This window comes from Paraburkholderia bannensis NBRC 103871, from assembly GCF_000685015.1.
Taxonomy (GTDB): Bacteria; Pseudomonadota; Gammaproteobacteria; order Burkholderiales; family Burkholderiaceae; genus Paraburkholderia; species Paraburkholderia bannensis.
Genome location: NZ_BAYA01000011.1, coordinates 18,124 through 34,600, shown reverse-complemented (window position 1 = coordinate 34,600; position 16,477 = coordinate 18,124). Strand labels below are relative to the sequence as shown.

Below are 16,477 nucleotides of genomic sequence, written 5' to 3'. Positions count from 1 at the left end.
TCAACCTGAACACACTTAACGGAACCCGTATGTTTGACAGAGCCGAAAGCACCATCGCCAACGTCGATCCCGAACTCTTCGCCGCGATCGAAGCCGAAAATCGCCGCCAGGAAGATCACATCGAACTGATCGCGTCGGAGAACTACACCTCGCCCGCCGTCATGGCCGCGCAGGGTTCGCAGCTCACCAACAAGTACGCCGAAGGCTATCCGGGCAAGCGTTACTACGGCGGCTGCGAAAACGTCGACGTCGTCGAGCAGCTCGCGATCGACCGCATCAAGGCGCTGTTTGGCGCCGAAGCCGCCAACGTGCAGCCGAATTCGGGTTCGCAGGCCAACCAGGGCGTGTTCTTCGCCGTGCTCAAGCCGGGCGACACCATCATGGGCATGAGCCTCGCCGAAGGCGGCCACCTCACGCACGGCATGGCGCTCAACATGAGCGGCAAGTGGTTCAACGTCGTGAGCTATGGCCTCGACGCGAACGAAGACATTGATTACGAAGCGCTGGAGAAGCGCGCGCACGAAACCAAGCCGAAGCTCATCATCGCGGGTGCGTCGGCATTCGCGCTGCGCATCGACTTCGAGCGTATTTCCAAAGTCGCGAAGGCCGTTGGCGCGTACTTCATGGTCGACATGGCGCACTACGCCGGCCTGATCGCAGCGGGCGTCTACCCGAACCCGGTGCCGTTCGCCGACTTCGTTACGACCACCACGCATAAGAGCCTGCGCGGCCCGCGCGGCGGCGTGATCCTGATGAAGGCCGAGCACGAAAAGGCCATCAATTCGGCGATTTTCCCCGGTATCCAGGGCGGCCCGCTGATGCACGTGATCGCCGGCAAGGCGGTGGCGTTCAAGGAAGCCGCATCGCCGGAGTTCAAGACCTACCAGCAGCAAGTGGTCGAGAACGCACGCGTGCTGGCTGAAACGCTGGTCAAGCGCGGCCTGCGCATCGTTTCGGGCCGCACGGAAAGCCACGTCATGCTGGTCGACCTGCGCGCGAAGAACATCACGGGCAAGGCGGCAGAAGCCGTGCTGGGCAGCGCGCATATCACCGTGAACAAGAACGCGATCCCGAACGACCCGGAAAAGCCATTCGTGACGAGCGGCATCCGCCTGGGTTCGCCGGCGATGACGACGCGCGGCTTTGGCGTGAAGGAAGCCGAGCAGGTGGGCAACCTGATCGCCGACGTGCTCGACAATCCGGAAGACGCAGCAACGATCGAGCGCGTGAAGGCGCAAGTGTCCGAGCTGACCAAGCGTTTCCCGGTCTACGGCTAAGCCAGGCGCCGAGCCCGTATGCGCTGCCCCTTCTGCCGGCATGAAGACACGCAAGTGGTGGACTCGCGCGTGTCCGAGGACGGCGCCGCGATCCGGCGCCGCCGTCGCTGCCCGGCCTGCGACAAACGTTTCACGACGTACGAGCGGGTCGAGCTGGCGATGCCGGCCATCGTCAAGAAGGATGGCAGCCGCACCGAATTCGACCGCCGCAAGATCATGGCGAGCATGCAACTGGCGCTGCGCAAGCGGCCCGTTGCTGCCGACGCGATCGACGCGGCGGTTGCCCGCATCGAGTATCAACTGCTCGGTAGCGGCGAGCGCGAAGTGCGCAGCGAGCGCCTGGGCGAACTCGTGATGGGCGAGCTGCGCGAACTCGACAAAGTGGCCTTTGTGCGTTTTGCGTCCGTGTACCGGCGCTTCGAGGACGTTTCCGAATTCGAGGACGTAATCGAGGAATTCCGCCGTGCGAGCGACGCAGCCAAGCCGCCCAGGAAGCGCTAAACGCCAGCGCCCTGGCTGGCGCACTGCTTTCTTTCGCATCTCTCTTCTCCCTTCTTCCCGCTGTTGCCCGTGACCCTCGCATTCTCGCGAGTGGACTGCGCGCGCGATAGCTAGCCGTTCGGCTAATTGTTCCGTTTCTCGTTGATCGATAGATTGATGGCAATACCTTAACGATAAGGATTGCAGATGAAATGGCGCAGGCAGTGCGGCTTCACCTTGCTGGAAACCATGGCGGTAATCGTGCTGATCGCGATTTGCGCGAGCGCGAGTGCGCCCGTGTTTGTCGCGTGGCGCGTGCGCGACCAGGTTGACGCGCGCGCCAATGCGCTGCTCGGCACGCTGTCCTATGCGCGCAGCGAATCGATCCGGCGCAAGGCGCGCGTGTCGGTGTGCCGGATCGACGCGGCGCGGCTATGCCTTGCGGCAGGCAAGCGTTGCCCATCGGGGATGGCCGACTGGTCGTGTGGCTGGGCAGTGATGGCCGAGCGTGCGGGCGCGTCTGTTCTGTTGCGCGTGCAACCGTCTATCGACGAGATCAGCGTGGCGTCGACGCTCACGGCGCTGACATTCACGCCGCCTGCCGGACAGGCGATCGGCACGCTGCGCAATTTCGAGATCGCGCCGCGTGTGACATCGGCTTCGACGCGCGAAGCGTCCTGGCGGCGCTGCATACGCGTCGCCGCAGGCGGGCGCGCGCGTATCAGCGATGGCGCTTGCGGAGCCGGGACATGACGAGGCGTGCACAGGCAGGATTGGCGCTGCTTGAAGTCGCGCTGGCGATGGCCTTGATGGCGACGTGCGGCCTGGGCGTGCTGAGCGCGCAGCTAGGGTTGGCGCGGCACGCATCGGCGAGCGCGACACGGGCGCGCGCGGCCTTCGCCGTCGATGCGATGGCGGAAGCGACGCTCGGCCGTAGCGCGGCTGCGCGCGATCAATGGAGCGCGCGTGCGGTCGCGCTGGTGCCGAACGGGCAGCTCAGCGTAACGGGTTCGCTGTTCGTGCTGATGTGGACAGCGCCGCGTGACGAAGCTGGGCCTGAGCCCGAGCCCGAGTGTGCGGGCGCAACAGCGGGGCGGGGGGACAAGGCATGCGTAGCGCTCGCATTTGCGCAATGAGGCGTCTCTTGCCGCGCTTGCATGCTAGCGCAGGCCATACGTTGCTCGAATTCACAATCGCTGTGGCGCTTGGGCTCGTCGTGATCGGCGGCGCTGTTGCTGCGTATCGTTCGCAGCGCCAGGCATTCGCGTATGCGATCGACGCCGCACGCATTCACGAAGCGGGCGTGAACGCCGTGACGCTCATCGGCGAGCAGATCCAGATGGCCGGTTTTCTTTCCGCCGACGATGCAACCGCGCTGTCCGGGCCGCCCATCTTCGGCTGCACCGCAGGGCGTCCCACGGGGGCAGCCGCGAGCCTTACGTGCGAGGCGCTGTCGAGCCGATCGGACGGCGTCGCGGTGCGCTATCGCGGGGACGCCGAATCCACGTGGCTCGCGGCTAACGGGCAGGCCACCGACTGCCTTGGTCAGGCCATTGGCGTGTCGCAGGGCGAAGTGCTCAATCGCTTTCACGCGAAGACGAGCACGTCGACCGGCGAGCCCGAACTCTATTGCGAGGGCAACGGCAAGACCGGCACCGCGCAGCCGCTTGTAGAAGGCGTCGAGCGCCTGCGTGTGCGCTACTGGGTAGCGGGCGCAGCGCAGGCCGCCGACGCCGCCGCGCTGACGCGCGAGCGTTGGGACTCGGTTGTGGCGGTCGATCTCTGCGTGCTCGTGCGTGGCGCGTCACTGGGTCGCCGCGCGCGCTATGTCGATTGCGATGGCGCTTCGCTTACGGCAAGCGATGGGCGTGCCCGCCAGGCGTTCTGGCGGCATGTGGCGCTGCGCAATGTGCTCTGGGCGCAGCCATGAGGCGGGCGATGAATCGTGAGCGCGGCGTCGCGTTGCCGATCGTAGTGCTGATCGCGTCGATGATGCTGGTGACATCGGCGGCGTGGTTCGAGGCGTCGCTTTTCGAGGCGCGCAACGCGGCCTCGGTGATCGATCAGCTGCAGTCCTTTCGCGCTGCAGATGGCGCGCTGACGCTTTGCGCGCGAGCGTTGATCGACGGTGCGGCATCGGCGTATTCTGCGCCCGCGCAAGTTGGCGAGCCGCAGCAATGGCGCAGGCAGGACACGTTCGACGCATTGGCGACGACGCCTCGTTCGGCGTGGCCGGGTTCGGTGCGCCCGCCTCAATGCCTTGTGCAGGCGTGGCGTATAGAAGCGCGGCCTGCCGTGCGAGCGTGGCTCATCACAGCGCGGGGTTTCGGCGCGACGCAGGACGCGCAAAGCTGGCTGCAAATGCAACTGGTGATCGACGGCACGCATGTCGAGCGCCATTGGCGCCGTGTCGTTGCGCGGCCTTTTTAAAATGCAGAGGAGATCGAGCGATGCGACGCGGCACCCACGCCTTTACGCTGCTGGAGCTGATGATCGCGTTAGCCGCGGCGGCGATCGTCGCCGCTTTCGCGCTGCCGGGCTGGAGCGGGCAGATTGCACGCGGCCATCGCATCGATGCCGTCACCGCGCTTTATCGCGCGGCACAGTACGTGGATGCGCAGGGCGCCACGGCGGCGTCGCTGCCAGCGGGCATCGATCAGGCGCCACCGTCGGGCAATGCCGTGTACCGGCTGAAGCTGCGAGCAGGGGATGAGTCGAATGGCGGCTACGCGATCGCGGCGTCGCCCACGCAGACTGGGCCGATGCGCGACGATCCGTGCGGCGCGTTCGTCCTCGACGCCAACGGTATGCGCAGCAACGAACCCGCAGGCGCTAGTCTCTCCCCGCGAGATTGCTGGAGAGACCGTTGACTCAGCCGGTGAGGTCGTCTTCTTCGCGGCCTGCGCGACGCGTGCGGACATCGGCGCCATCGCGCTGGCCGCGTATCTGCTGCCACACACGCCATGCTTCATAGGCGGTGAACGCCAGGCCGCCCCATTTGACGACTGGCCTGGCAGCCGATGCAATGCCGTCGCGCAGCGGCTTGGCTACCACGAACGATACGAGCGAGCTCAAGATCGGGTATTGCTTGAGCAGGCTGCTCAGGCCGCTGCTGAACGCGCTCGTCGATCCCGACGCGCTGGCGGCCACGCGCCCGAAGCCAGGCACGAGAAAGCGCAGCCAGCTGAAGTGCGTGACGGTTTCCCGCAGTTCGATGACCGAGGCGGCCAGTTCGGCGCGCTCGACGCTGGCGCGTACGAGCAGCAGTTCCTTGCGCAAGGCGCGCATCTGCGGCGTCGAGAGGTCGCGACTGTGCGGCCGCGTGGGGCGGAAGGCTTGATCCGGGCGAAGTTGGCTCATGGCGTCGGTGCGAGGGTTTGCGAAGGCTAGGGTTTGCGAAGAATTTCGCGGTCTTTCTCGAATTCTTCGAGCGTCGCCTGGAAGACCAGCGGCGCATTGCGCAGTCCCTGACGTGCCTTCAGTGCGCAGACCAGGGCGGCCAGCGCGTAGACGAGCGTGATCCCGGCGAGCGCCTGCCAGCGCCACGTGTCCCAGAACGCGATCGCAACGAGTGCGGTCAGCGCGATCAGCGCCATGGTCGCCAGCATCATCGCCGCAAGTCCGAGGAAGAGCACGCCCAGCAGGCGTTCCTTTTCTTCGGCCAGTTCGATGCCGATAAGCTCGAGCCGGGTCTGGATGATCGAGAACGCGGAGCCGAGGAGACGGCGCAACGGCCCATGTTCATGCTGCGAGCGGGTGTCTGTCGTCATGGCGAGTGAGGGTTGCGCCAACGCGTGCACGTTGGCGGGCGCGCGCAGAAGCTGCGCGAAAAAAGCGCCCAGAAAAGACAGGCCGGTGCGGCGCACCGGCCTGCTGCATGAGCGCTGGGCCAAAGTGGTTCGCGCCGATGCACGGCGCAACCGGGTCGCGAGACGGCGCGGTGGCCGTCTCGCGAAGACCCCTGGCGAGTCTTACTTGCGGTTGATCAGCAAGCCCACGAGCACGCCGACGCCAGCGGCAATGCCGATCGACGTCCACGGATGTTCGTGTACATAGTCATCGGTTGCACGCGCGGCTTTCTTGCCCTTCTCGACGACGACGACTTGAACGTCCGCCGCCTTTTCTTTCGCCTGCTTCAGGCGCGAGAGGGCCGTTTCGCGCAGCTCCGAAGCACGTTCGCCCGTGGCGCTCGCCGCTTGCTTGAGCAGATCCTCTGCATCCGCGAGGACGGTTTTGATATCCGACATCAGCCTCTCCTTATTGACCTCTGACATTGACTGGCTCCGATCGTGTCACATTACGCGTGAATCGTAACAAAGATACGGACGCTGGCAAGCGTGGCGCGCCGCCGCCGCAGCCCGATCATCGATAAACCGACGCACGATTCGTTCCTGCAAGCGCGATTATCGCTGTTGAATCAAGGATGGCGGGTGTTCACTGCGCTCCACCGCGATCCTCGGCAACGTGTACGAAAAATCCGCAAGGACAGACATGGAGTTGATCCGGCACGTAAAGTTTCCGCGCCGCTGTTCAAAATTACAAAAACGCATACCAGTGTGAGCCGATGTTCGTTCGCGGGGCATAGGGGTGCCCTGTATGCTTCAATGTCGTGAATGTCCACCGGCGCATCGCACGGCCTGGCTGCCGTATGGCAACGTACGGCAACGCATCGCGTCACATCGGATCAACACGGGCAGGCCGATCTGCGCCGCCCCCTTCGTTCAAAGGAAGCCGCACCATGAGTCTACGTCTTGGCGATATCGCACCCGACTTCGAGCAGGATTCGAGCATTGGCCGCATCAAGTTCCACGAGTGGCTTGGCAATAGCTGGGGCGTGCTGTTCTCGCACCCGGCCGACTTCACGCCGGTCTGCACGACCGAACTGGGCCTGACGGCCAAGCTCAAGGACGAATTCGAGAAGCGCAACGTGAAGACGATCGCGCTGTCGGTGGATAGCGCCGAGTCGCATAACGAGTGGATCAAGGACATCAACGAGACCCAGGCCGCAAGCGTGGGTTTCCCGATTCTCGCCGACGGCGACCGCAAGGTTTCCACGCTGTACGACATGATCCATCCGAATGCGAACGAGACGCTGACGGTGCGCTCGCTGTTCGTGATCGATCCCAACAAGAAGGTGCGCCTCATCATCACTTACCCGGCGAGCACGGGCCGCAACTTCGACGAAATCCTGCGCGTGATCGATTCGCTGCAACTGACCGACCACTATCAGGTGGCCACGCCCGGCAACTGGAAGCAGGGCGACGATGTCGTGATCGTGCCGTCGCTCAAGGACGAAGAAGTCATCAAGCAGAAGTTCCCGAAGGGCTACAAGGCCCTGCGCCCGTACCTGCGCCTGACGCCGCAGCCGAACAAGTAAGCGCTCACCGCGCTTTCCTGGCGCACAAAGAACAAAGCGCCGCACGTTTGATCGTGCGGCGCTTTTTTGCTTCCTGAATCAGACGCCGAAGCGCGGCGAGGGCGCTTAGAAGAACGCCTGGATGCCCGTCTGCGCGCGGCCGAGGATCAGCGCGTGGATGTCGTGCGTGCCTTCGTACGTGTTCACCACTTCGAGGTTCACGAGGTGACGCGCCACGCCGAACTCGTCCGAGATGCCGTTGCCGCCCAGCATGTCGCGCGCAAGACGCGCGATGTCGAGCGACTTGCCGCACGAGTTGCGCTTCATGATCGACGTGATCTCGACGGCGGCGGTGCCTTCGTCTTTCATGCGGCCCAGGCGCAGGCAGCCTTGCAGGCCCAGCGTGATTTCCGTCTGCATGTCGGCGAGCTTTTTCTGGATCAGCTGGTTCGCAGCGAGCGGGCGGCCGAACTGCTTGCGGTCGAGCACATACTGGCGTGCCGTATGCCAGCACGATTCCGCCGCGCCCAGTGCACCCCACGCGATGCCGTAGCGTGCCGAGTTCAGGCAGGTGAACGGCCCGCGCAGGCCCTTCACGCCCGGCATGAGGTTTTCCTCGGGGACGAACACTTCGTCGAGCACGATCTCGCCCGTGATCGACGCGCGCAGGCCGACCTTGCCGTGAATCGCCGGCGCGGACAGGCCCTTCCAGCCTTTCTCCAGGATGAAGCCGCGAATATCGTCCTTGCCGTCTTCTTCTAGCTTGGCCCAGACGACGAACACGTCGGCGATCGGCGAGTTCGTGATCCACATTTTCGAACCCGAGAGCGAGTAGCCGCCGTTCACCTTCTTGGCGCGCGTGACCATGCTGCCCGGATCGGAGCCGTGGTTCGGCTCGGTCAGTCCGAAGCAGCCGATCCATTCGCCGCTCGCGAGCTTTGGCAGGTACTTTTCTTTTTGCGCGTCCGAGCCGAATTCGAAGATCGGCACCATCACCAGCGACGACTGCACCGACATCATCGAGCGATAGCCCGAATCCACGCGCTCGACTTCGCGCGCGATCAGGCCGTAGGCGACGTAGTTCAGGCCGGGGCCGCCGTACTGTTCAGGGATCGTCGGGCCGAGCAGGCCGATCTCGCCCATCTCGCGAAAGATCGAGGCGTCGGTCTTTTCATGGCGGAACGCTTCGACCACGCGCGGCGCAAGCTTGTCCTGCGCGTAAGCGGCGGCGGCGTCGCGCACCATGCGCTCGTCGTCGGTGAGCTGCTGGTCGAGCAACAGCGGATCTTCCCAATGGAACTGGGCGTGTGCGGCCATGGTGTCTCTCCTGAGTCTCGTCACCCGATTCGGGCTTTGCCTGGGGCAATTTGCGCTTGACTTGAGTTCCGCTAAGCGGAACAATGTTTTGCAAATTGACTTCAGTGTATCACCAGCCCGCTCATGTCTGCATCTGAAATGAATTCATCTTCGTCGTTCGCGTCGGCGCTGGCCTCCGGGCCGATCGACGAGCGCAAATTCGTCGTCGCACTCGCACGCGGGCTGGAACTGCTGCGCGCGTTCCGCCCCGGCGAGACGCTGCTTGGCAATCGCGATTTCGTCGAGCGCACCGGCTTGCCGAAGGCAACCGTGAACCGGCTGGCGTACACGCTCACTGCGCTGGGCTATCTGCGCTTTGACGAGTCGCTGGGCAAATACGCGCTCGATGCTGGCGTGCTGTCGCTCGGTTTTGCGTTGCTCTCGGGCACCGACACGCTGGAACTGGCGCGCCCGCACCTGCGCGCGTTCGCGCGCGAGGTGGGCGCGGCGGTGTCGCTGGGCTGTCGCGACGGGCTCGACGTGATTTATCTTGAGACGATCCGCAGCGAGACCGCGCTCACGCTTGGGCTTGCCTCGGGGTCGCGGCTATCGATGCTGACGAGTTCGATGGGGCGCGCGTATCTCGCGGTGCAGCCGCTCGACGTGCGTGCGGCGCTGTTCGCGGAACTGGCAAAGGCGGCGGGCGAAGACGGCCCGGCGCAGGTAGAGGCGGCGAAGCGCGAGATCGAAAATTTCGCGAAAGAGGGCGCGTGTTTTTCCTTTCGCGACTGGCATGAGGACGTCAACGCCGTCGCGGTGCCGTTTCGCGAACCGCGAGAGCGGCGCTGGCTGGTGCTCAGTTGCAGCGGGCCGGCGTCGTCGATGGGGCCGGACGTGTTCCGCGAGCGTGTCGCGCCGCTGTTGAAGTCGCTGGCGCGACGACTGGGCGAAACGGTTGAACCGCGGGTTTAGACCACGGCATCGGAAGCTGAAAATGAAAAAGCCGGGAATCGATCCCGGCTTTTTTGCTTATTGGCCTGCGTTGTTGCGTAAGCGGCTCAGTGATTGAGCTTGCCCAGCAGCAGGAATTCCATCAGCGCCTTCTGGACGTGCAGGCGGTTCTCCGCCTCGTCCCACACCACGCTCTGCGGGCCGTCGATCACTTCGGCGCTCACTTCTTCGCCGCGGTGCGCGGGCAGGCAGTGCATGAAGAGCGCGTCGGCGTTGGCGCGCGCCATCATTTCGGCGTCCACGCACCAGTCGGCAAAGGCCTGCTTGCGTGCTTCGTTTTCCGCTTCGAAGCCCATGCTCGTCCACACGTCGGTGGTGACGAGGTCGGCGCCCGCGCAGGCTTCGTTCGGGTCGTCGCACACGGTGATGAACGGCTTGCTGCTGTCGGCGACCAGCGCCGGATCGATCGGATAGCCCGGCGGCGTGGAGATGCGCAGCTTGAAGTCGAGGATTTCAGCGGCTTCGATCCACGTATAGAGCATGTTGTTGGCGTCGCCGACCCACGCTACGGTCTTGCCGCGGATCGGGCCGCGATGCTCGTAGAACGTGAAGATGTCAGCCAGCACCTGGCAGGGGTGGTACTCGTTCGTCAGGCCGTTGATGACCGGCACGCGCGAGCTTTGCGCGAAGCGGCGAATGATGTCCTGGCCGAACGTGCGGATCATGATGATGTCGACCATGCGCGAGATCACCTGCGCGGAGTCCTCGATCGGCTCGCCGCGGCCGAGCTGCGTGTCGCGCGTGTTCATGAACACGGCGTGGCCGCCCAGCTGGAAGATGCCCGCTTCGAACGAGAGTCGCGTGCGCGTCGAGTTCTTCTCGAAGATCATCGCGAGCGTGCGGTCGTGCAGGGGATGGTAGGTCTCGTAGTTCTTGAATTTGCGCTTCAGGATGCGCGCGCGCTCCAGCACATAGTCATATTCTTCAAGAGAGAAATCCGAGAACTGCAGGTAATGGCGAATGGTGCGGGAGGTCATGAAGCGAAAACGGCGCCCGATCCGGCCTCGAACTGCAGAAGAGGGCCGACGACGCCGCTGCGGTTGGTGGTAAGTCAAAGCAGCATAAAGGATTTTGCGGAATTTGACGAGTTGGCTAAAAGGCGGCGCGGGTTGCGTTGCGCGCGTCGACGAAGTGGCGCGACGGGCTAAAGTTGGCTCGGTTTCTGGCCGTCAAGTGTCTTGTGTGCGGTGCGTCAAAAGGCCCGCTGCGCTATAATCCGATAGATTTCTCAGGCACGACGCAAGGCTTGGCGCGCATCGCGCAAGGCCCGCTGGAGCGGCCTGTGCGCTGGCCGGCTAAGCGCCGCGCACGCGACACCTGACGTTGCAAACGTCGTGGATTCGCGCTTGCGCCAAGGCGATCCCATGCCGGTTGACGTGCGCGGGCGGTACGATCCGGCCCTTGTTCGTTGAGCCGAGAATCGAGCTAAAAGCCGGGCCAAAAGCCGAGCCGCGCGCCACGACGTCACACAGGTACTCCTACATGGCCGAAGAAGCCCCAACCGAATACTTCATTCAAGGCATCACCAGCAAAGGGAAGAAGTTTCGTCCGAGCGACTGGTCGGAGCGTCTGGCGGGTGTGATGTCGAGCTTCGGGCCGAAGGCGTCGGCGAACGCGCGCGGGCCCAACGCATACCTGCGCTACTCCCTCTATGTGCGCCCGACGATGATCGGCGATCTCAAGGTCGTGGTGCTCGATTCGCGCCTGAAGGACATCGAGCCGATGGCGTTCAACTTCGTGCTGAACTTCGCCAAGGACAACGACCTGGTCGTGACCGAAGCGTGTGAATTGCCGCACGATCACGCTACGCAGCAGGGTGGTGGGCGTTAATATCGCCACGGCGACTCCACGTCGCCTGCGCCGGCCGCATCAAAAAAACGACCCGCACAAGCGGGTTTTTTTACGTCTGACCAAAGCTGGCGGGCACAAAAAAACCCGCCGAAGCGGGTTTTTCTTGCAGCGTCAGGTTGAACCTGGATCGCTTAGGCCATTGCCTTGACAGCAGCAGCCAGACGGCTCTTATGACGAGCAGCCTTGTTCTTGTGGACGATCTTCTTGTCCGAGATGATGTCCAGCGTCTTTGCCGAAGCCTTCAGGATTTCAGCAGCAGCAGCCTTGTCGCCTGCGTCGATTGCCTTGCGGACAGCCTTGATAGCCGTACGGAACTTCGAACGCAGTGCCGAGTTGTGAGCGTTAGCCTTGGTGGCCTGACGTGCGCGCTTGCGTGCTTGTGCGGTATTTGCCATTACATATCCTTGAGTTTTTAGGGTGCGTGCTTGCCGACACCCGTTGCCTGGATTCGCGCCTCGGGCCATAGCCCAGAAGCGCAAAACGGTATTTGCCGATAAATAATTACCGGCCGCATCCCTTGTGCCAAAGTACCGGCGAGCCGTTGACGGATCGCTGCGCACTTCCTTTCCGGAACGCGATGTTGCTATTTTTCTTGGCCTGAATCAGACCGAGAATCGGCGATTATAGCAACGAAATCATGGGCGTGGCAATCGCGGCCATCTAGAGCGCTTCGAATCCCCTCAAGCTATAGCAACAGCCAGGGACAGAACGTCTTTTGCGCGATGCGGTCACAATGCTCGCGCACCGGGCCCGCAACGCGAGCCAGATCCGCTTTCCACTTCAATGCCTCGACGCTAATTTTTTCGATACGCCTCACATCGGCGATCGGTCAAATGGCACCCGTATAATAAGCGCCCCATGAATCTATTCCGAGCCCTGCTGACGGTCAGCGGCTTCACGCTGCTGTCGCGCGTGACCGGACTGGCCCGCGAGACGCTGATCGCCCGAGCATTCGGCGCGAGTCAGTACACCGACGCCTTTTACGTCGCGTTTCGCATTCCCAACCTGCTGCGCCGCATTTCCGCCGAAGGCGCGTTTTCGCAGGCCTTCGTCCCGATCCTCGCGGAGTTCAAGAACCAGCAGGGCCACGATCCCACGCGCGCGCTCGTCGATGCGACTTCGACCGTGCTCGCCTGGGTGCTGGCGATCCTCTCGGTGCTGGGCATTGTCGGTGCATCGTTTGTCGTGACCGTGGTGGCGTCGGGCCTGAAGAACGACGGGCAGGCTTACCAGCTCGCCGTCACGATGACGCGCATCATGTTCCCGTACATCGTGTTCATCTCGCTGACGTCGCTGGCGTCGGGCGTGCTCAACACGTACAAGCAGTTCTCGCTGCCCGCGTTCGCGCCGGTGCTGCTCAACGTCTCGTTCATCGTTGCGGCGGTGGCCTTCGCGCCGCGCATGCAGCAGCCGGTCTATGCGCTCGCGTGGGCCGTGATCGTCGGCGGGGTGTTGCAGTTCCTCGTGCAGCTGCCGGGCCTCAAGCGCATCGACATGATGCCGCGCATCCACCTGAACCCGCTCAAGGCGCTCGCGCATCGCGGCGTCAAGCGCGTGCTCGCGAAAATGGTGCCCGCGATGTTCGCGGTGTCGGTCGCGCAGATCAGCCTGATCATCAATACGAACATCGCCTCGCGCCTGGGGCCGGGCGCGGTGTCGTGGATCAACTACGCCGACCGCCTGATGGAGTTCCCCACGGCGCTGCTGGGCGTGGCGCTGGGCACGATCCTGCTGCCGTCGCTGTCGAAGGCGCACGTCGACGCCGATCCGCACGAGTATTCAGCGCTGCTCGACTGGGGCCTGCGCGTGACCTTCCTGCTGGCCGCGCCGTCGGCGGTTGCGCTGTTCTTCTTCGCCGAGCCGCTCACGGCGACGCTGTTCCACTACGGCAAGTTCGACGCGACCTCGGTCATCATGACCGGCCGCGCACTCGCGGCTTACGGCGTGGGCCTGATCGGCCTCATCCTCATCAAGATCCTCGCGCCGGGTTTCTACGCGCGCCAGGACATCAAGACGCCCGTGAAGATCGGCGTGGGCGTGCTGATCGCCACGCAGATCAGCAATTACGTTTTCGTGCCGATTTTTTCGCACGCGGGCCTCACGCTGTCGGTGGGCCTGGGTGCCTGCATGAACGCGCTGCTGCTCTTCATCGGCCTGCGCCGCCGCGGCATCTACATGCCGTCGGCGGGCTGGTCGACCTTCTTCGTGCAACTGATCGGGGCATGCCTCGTGCTGGCAGGCGCCATGCACTGGTGCGCGATCAGCTATGACTGGATTGGCCTGCGCCACGAGCCGCTCGCGCGCATCCTGCTGCTCGGTTCCTGCCTCGTGCTGTTCGCGACGCTATATTTCGGTATGCTTTGGTTGATGGGCTTCAAATACGGCTACTTCAAGAGGCGCACGAAGTGACGACGATGAACTCGCGGGTTTTGGATTATTTCAGCGCGCTCGTCGCGGATGACGAAAGCCTGCCGCTCACCGAAGCGGCGCTGTCGATCGCGCAGGATGCTTACCCCGATCTCGATTTGCAGGGCACGCTTGCCGAAATCGACGAGCTCGCATTGCGCGTGAGCCGTCGCCTGCCCGAAGGCGCCGACGTGCGCCAGCAGATCGCGTTTCTGAACCGCGTGTTCTTTCGCGAGATGGGCTTCGCGGCCAATCTCAACGACTTCTTCGATCCCGATAACAGCCATCTGCATGTGGTGCTGCGCCGTCGGCGCGGCATCCCGATTTCGCTGGCCGTGCTGTATCTGGAGATCGCGAGCCAACTGGGCCTGCCGGTGCAGGGTGTGTCGTTCCCTGGGCATTTCCTGCTGCGCGTCGCGCTGCCCGATGGCGACGCGATGCTCGACCCGACCACGGGCCGCGCGCTCACCGAATCCGATATGGTCGAAATGCTTGAGCCCTACGTGGCGAACGCCGGCGATTCCGTCGCCCGCGCGCTGCGCATGCTGCTCGAACCGGCCACGCGGCGCGAGATCGTCGCGCGCATGTTGCGCAACCTGAAATCGGTTTATCTTCAGACCGAACGCTGGGAGCGTCTGCTCGGTATCCAGCAGCGCCTCGTGATCTTGCTGCCGGAGAGCATCGAGGAAGTGCGCGACCGCGGCTTCGCTTACGCACGGCTCGACTACGTGCGGCCCGCGCTAGAGGATCTCGAAGTGTATCTCGACGAGCGCCCGGACGCCGACGATGCCACCGTCGTCGAAACGCAGTTGCAGGAACTGCGTCAGCGCATGCTCGACAACGACTGACGCGCCACGCTTCAAACGAAAAAGCCCGCAGAACGTAAAGTCCTGCGGGCTTTTTTTGCTTTGCAACGTGCGGCTTTACTTCGGCTGCATCCGGATCGCGCCGTCGAGGCGGATCACCTCGCCGTTGAGCATCGGGTTCTCGAAGATCTGCTTGACCAGCAGCGCGTATTCGTCGGGCTTGCCCAGCCGCGAGGGGAACGGCACCATCGCGCCGAGCGCATCCTGCACTTCCTTGGGCATGCCCAGCAGCATCGGCGTTTCGAAGATGCCGGGCGCAATCGTCATCACGCGGATCCCGCTGCGCGACAGGTCGCGCGCGATTGGCAGCGTCATCGCGACCACGCCGCCCTTGGACGCGGCATACGCCGCCTGGCCGATCTGGCCGTCATAAGCCGCCACCGACGCCGTATTGACGATCACGCCGCGCTCGCCGCCCTCGTTGGGCGTGGTCTGCGCGATCGCGGCCGCCGCGAGGCGGATCATGTTGAAGGTGCCGATCAGGTTGACCGAGATGGTCTTGCTGAAAGCGTCGAGCGGGTGAGGGCCGTCCTTGCCGACGGTCTTCACGGCGGGCGCAATCCCCGCGCAGTTCACGAGGCCGCGCAGCGTGCCCAACGCCGTGGCGGCGGCCACGGCTTTCGCGCCATCTTCTTCGCTGGCGACGTTGCACTTCACGAACACGCCGCCCAGTTCTTTGGCGAGCGCCTGGCCGGCTTCCTCGTTGAGGTCGGCGAGCACGACCTTGCCGCCTTCGGCTGCGATCAGGCGTGCCGAAGCCGCACCGAGGCCCGAAGCGCCGCCGGTAATCAAGAATACGTTGTCGCGGATTTGCATCTGTCTTCCTCCTTGCTGCTCGATGTGATTGTTTGTGATTGTTTTGCGCCGGATGCTTTGCGGCCAGCCTGATGCATCGGCGAGCCCATCATCGGCGAAACAGAGCAGAAGAGGGGAAGGCCGGCCAGAAAGCAAAACGGGCGAGGGCCGGCGTTGTCGCCGGGCCTCGCCCGGCTTTGGCCGGCGAAGACGTCTTACAGTCTTACTTGAGAGCGTCGAATGCGCGGTTGCGGATTTCGTCCACGCTGCCCAGACCCGAGATCGCGCGATACTGCGGCGCCTGCAGGCCATTTTCTTCACCGCGCTTGGCCCACTCGCTGTAGTAGCTGATGAGCGGCTTGGTTTGTGCGACGTACACGTCGAGACGCTTGCGCACGGTCTCTTCCTTGTCGTCGTCGCGTTGCACGAGCGCCTCGCCCGTCAGGTCGTCCTTGCCTTCTTCCTTCGGCGGATTGAACTTGACGTGGTACGTGCGGCCCGACGCCGGGTGCATGCGGCGGCCGCTCATACGCGTGATGATCTCGTCGAACGGCACGTCGATCTCCAGCACGTAGTCGATCGCGACGCCAGCCTGCTTCATCGCTTCGGCTTGCGGCAGCGTGCGCGGGAAGCCGTCGAACAGATAGCCGTTCTTGCAGTCGTCTTCCTTCAGACGCTCTTTCACCAGGTTGATGATGAGTTCGTCGGTCACCAGTTCGCCCGCATCCATGAAGCGCTTGGCTTCGAGGCCGAGCGGCGTGCCCGCCTTGACCGCTGCGCGCAGCATGTCGCCGGTCGAGATCTGCGGAATGCCGAACTTCTCTTTGATGAAGGTTGCCTGGGTTCCCTTGCCCGCGCCGGGGGCGCCCAACAGGATCAAACGCATTTCAACTTTCTCCGATCTGTGTAAATTCTTGCGGCGCGGCGGCTGCCCGTCTTCAGGATCGGGCGGCATCTTGCGGCGTCGTGCGTCTCCTACCCGTTTGCTCGCGCCCGTCGCGCCCCGTGGATCGTGTTTCCCGAGACCGGCGGCGCTATGCCAGAGCCGCGCATGCAGCAGCGCCGGAAATGAAATCCGGCGCGGCGCGCAGGTGGCGAAAAGCCTTGGAGGGCTGCGAGCGAAACCGGGCGAAGCTGGG

The 16,477-nt window shown here is 63.9% G+C and carries 20 protein-coding genes; 12 read left to right on the top strand and 8 right to left on the bottom strand.

The genetic code is table 11. From position 1 onward, the window contains the following. Positions 1-29: 29 nt before the first annotated feature. The 7 genes from glyA to BBA01S_RS18725 all read left to right on the top strand — a co-directional run bounded on the left by glyA (position 30) and on the right by BBA01S_RS18725 (position 4,627). Complete coding sequence (gene glyA / locus BBA01S_RS18755) at positions 30-1,277, top strand: serine hydroxymethyltransferase (RefSeq protein WP_027817802.1); 1,248 nt, start codon at positions 30-32, stop codon at positions 1,275-1,277. Between the two features lie 18 nt (positions 1,278-1,295). Beyond that, positions 1,296-1,778: a transcriptional regulator NrdR gene (gene nrdR, locus BBA01S_RS18750; protein ID WP_027817801.1), complete on the top strand. Its 483-nt coding sequence runs from the start codon at positions 1,296-1,298 to the stop codon at positions 1,776-1,778. Between the two features lie 186 nt (positions 1,779-1,964). Then, complete coding sequence (locus tag BBA01S_RS18745) at positions 1,965-2,510, top strand: GspH/FimT family pseudopilin (RefSeq protein ID WP_084162301.1); 546 nt, start codon at positions 1,965-1,967, stop codon at positions 2,508-2,510. Beyond that, positions 2,507-2,893, top strand: a complete 387-nt coding sequence (locus BBA01S_RS18740; RefSeq protein WP_027817799.1) for a hypothetical protein — start codon at positions 2,507-2,509, stop codon at positions 2,891-2,893. Before BBA01S_RS18745 ends, BBA01S_RS18740 begins: the two co-directional genes overlap by 4 nt. Further along, on the top strand, positions 2,890-3,687 hold the full coding sequence (locus BBA01S_RS18735; RefSeq protein ID WP_042297525.1) for a PilW family protein: 798 nt from the start codon (positions 2,890-2,892) through the stop codon (positions 3,685-3,687). The genes BBA01S_RS18740 and BBA01S_RS18735 overlap by 4 nt, the downstream gene beginning before the upstream one ends. A gap of 8 nt (positions 3,688-3,695) precedes the next feature. Beyond that, positions 3,696-4,187, top strand: coding sequence for a pilus assembly PilX family protein (locus BBA01S_RS18730; RefSeq protein WP_084162299.1), 492 nt, complete (start codon positions 3,696-3,698; stop codon positions 4,185-4,187). Between the two features lie 20 nt (positions 4,188-4,207). Next, entirely contained in the window at positions 4,208-4,627 is a 420-nt protein-coding gene (locus tag BBA01S_RS18725; protein ID WP_027817796.1) for a type IV pilin protein, read from the top strand. 1 nt (position 4,628) lies between these two features. Here BBA01S_RS18725 and BBA01S_RS18720 read toward each other — a convergent pair whose 3' ends face one another. The 3 genes from BBA01S_RS18720 to BBA01S_RS18710 form a co-directional block, all read right to left on the bottom strand. Continuing rightward, positions 4,629-5,117: a DUF3318 domain-containing protein gene (locus tag BBA01S_RS18720; protein ID WP_027817795.1), complete on the bottom strand. Its 489-nt coding sequence runs from the start codon at positions 5,115-5,117 to the stop codon at positions 4,629-4,631. A 26-nt stretch (positions 5,118-5,143) separates the two neighbouring features. After that, positions 5,144-5,527, bottom strand: a complete 384-nt coding sequence (locus BBA01S_RS18715) for a phage holin family protein (RefSeq protein ID WP_027817794.1) — start codon at positions 5,525-5,527, stop codon at positions 5,144-5,146. Positions 5,528-5,728: 201 nt separating this feature from the next. Continuing rightward, a complete protein-coding gene (locus tag BBA01S_RS18710) occupies positions 5,729-6,031 on the bottom strand; it encodes a DUF883 family protein (protein ID WP_027817793.1) in 303 nt (100 codons plus the stop codon). 464 nt (positions 6,032-6,495) lie between these two features. On the opposite strand from BBA01S_RS18710, the gene BBA01S_RS18705 reads away from it, so the two are divergent. After that, positions 6,496-7,134, top strand: a complete 639-nt coding sequence (locus BBA01S_RS18705) for a peroxiredoxin (protein WP_027817792.1) — start codon at positions 6,496-6,498, stop codon at positions 7,132-7,134. Between the two features lie 105 nt (positions 7,135-7,239). Here BBA01S_RS18705 and BBA01S_RS18700 read toward each other — a convergent pair whose 3' ends face one another. Beyond that, on the bottom strand, positions 7,240-8,430 hold the full coding sequence (locus tag BBA01S_RS18700) for an acyl-CoA dehydrogenase (RefSeq protein ID WP_027817791.1): 1,191 nt from the start codon (positions 8,428-8,430) through the stop codon (positions 7,240-7,242). A gap of 138 nt (positions 8,431-8,568) precedes the next feature. Between BBA01S_RS18700 and BBA01S_RS18695 the strand changes: the two genes are divergently transcribed. After that, positions 8,569-9,381 (top strand): IclR family transcriptional regulator, encoded by an 813-nt coding sequence (locus tag BBA01S_RS18695; protein ID WP_027817790.1) that lies wholly within the window; start codon positions 8,569-8,571, stop codon positions 9,379-9,381. A gap of 86 nt (positions 9,382-9,467) precedes the next feature. Here the strand turns inward: BBA01S_RS18695 and argF are convergent, their stop codons facing one another. Then, positions 9,468-10,397 carry an ornithine carbamoyltransferase gene (argF, locus tag BBA01S_RS18690; RefSeq protein WP_027817789.1) on the bottom strand — a complete coding sequence of 310 codons (930 nt, stop codon included), beginning with the start codon at positions 10,395-10,397 and terminating at the stop codon, positions 9,468-9,470. Positions 10,398-10,902: 505 nt separating this feature from the next. Between argF and BBA01S_RS18685 the strand changes: the two genes are divergently transcribed. Beyond that, a complete protein-coding gene (locus BBA01S_RS18685) occupies positions 10,903-11,250 on the top strand; it encodes a DUF3579 domain-containing protein (protein WP_027817788.1) in 348 nt (115 codons plus the stop codon). Between the two features lie 152 nt (positions 11,251-11,402). Here the strand turns inward: BBA01S_RS18685 and rpsT are convergent, their stop codons facing one another. Continuing rightward, positions 11,403-11,666, bottom strand: a complete 264-nt coding sequence (gene rpsT, locus BBA01S_RS18680) for a 30S ribosomal protein S20 (RefSeq protein ID WP_027817787.1) — start codon at positions 11,664-11,666, stop codon at positions 11,403-11,405. Between the two features lie 463 nt (positions 11,667-12,129). Between rpsT and murJ the strand changes: the two genes are divergently transcribed. After that, positions 12,130-13,680 (top strand): murein biosynthesis integral membrane protein MurJ, encoded by a 1,551-nt coding sequence (gene murJ, locus BBA01S_RS18675; RefSeq protein ID WP_027817786.1) that lies wholly within the window; start codon positions 12,130-12,132, stop codon positions 13,678-13,680. Between the two features lie 5 nt (positions 13,681-13,685). Further along, positions 13,686-14,525 carry a SirB1 family protein gene (locus tag BBA01S_RS18670; protein WP_042297523.1) on the top strand — a complete coding sequence of 280 codons (840 nt, stop codon included), beginning with the start codon at positions 13,686-13,688 and terminating at the stop codon, positions 14,523-14,525. A 75-nt stretch (positions 14,526-14,600) separates the two neighbouring features. Here the strand turns inward: BBA01S_RS18670 and BBA01S_RS18665 are convergent, their stop codons facing one another. Further along, on the bottom strand, positions 14,601-15,359 hold the full coding sequence (locus BBA01S_RS18665; protein WP_027817784.1) for a 3-hydroxyacyl-CoA dehydrogenase: 759 nt from the start codon (positions 15,357-15,359) through the stop codon (positions 14,601-14,603). 202 nt (positions 15,360-15,561) lie between these two features. After that, the gene (gene adk, locus BBA01S_RS18660) at positions 15,562-16,224 is read right to left on the bottom strand and encodes an adenylate kinase (protein WP_027817783.1); all 663 of its coding nucleotides are present in this window, start codon (positions 16,222-16,224) and stop codon (positions 15,562-15,564) included. Positions 16,225-16,477 lie beyond the last annotated feature (253 nt).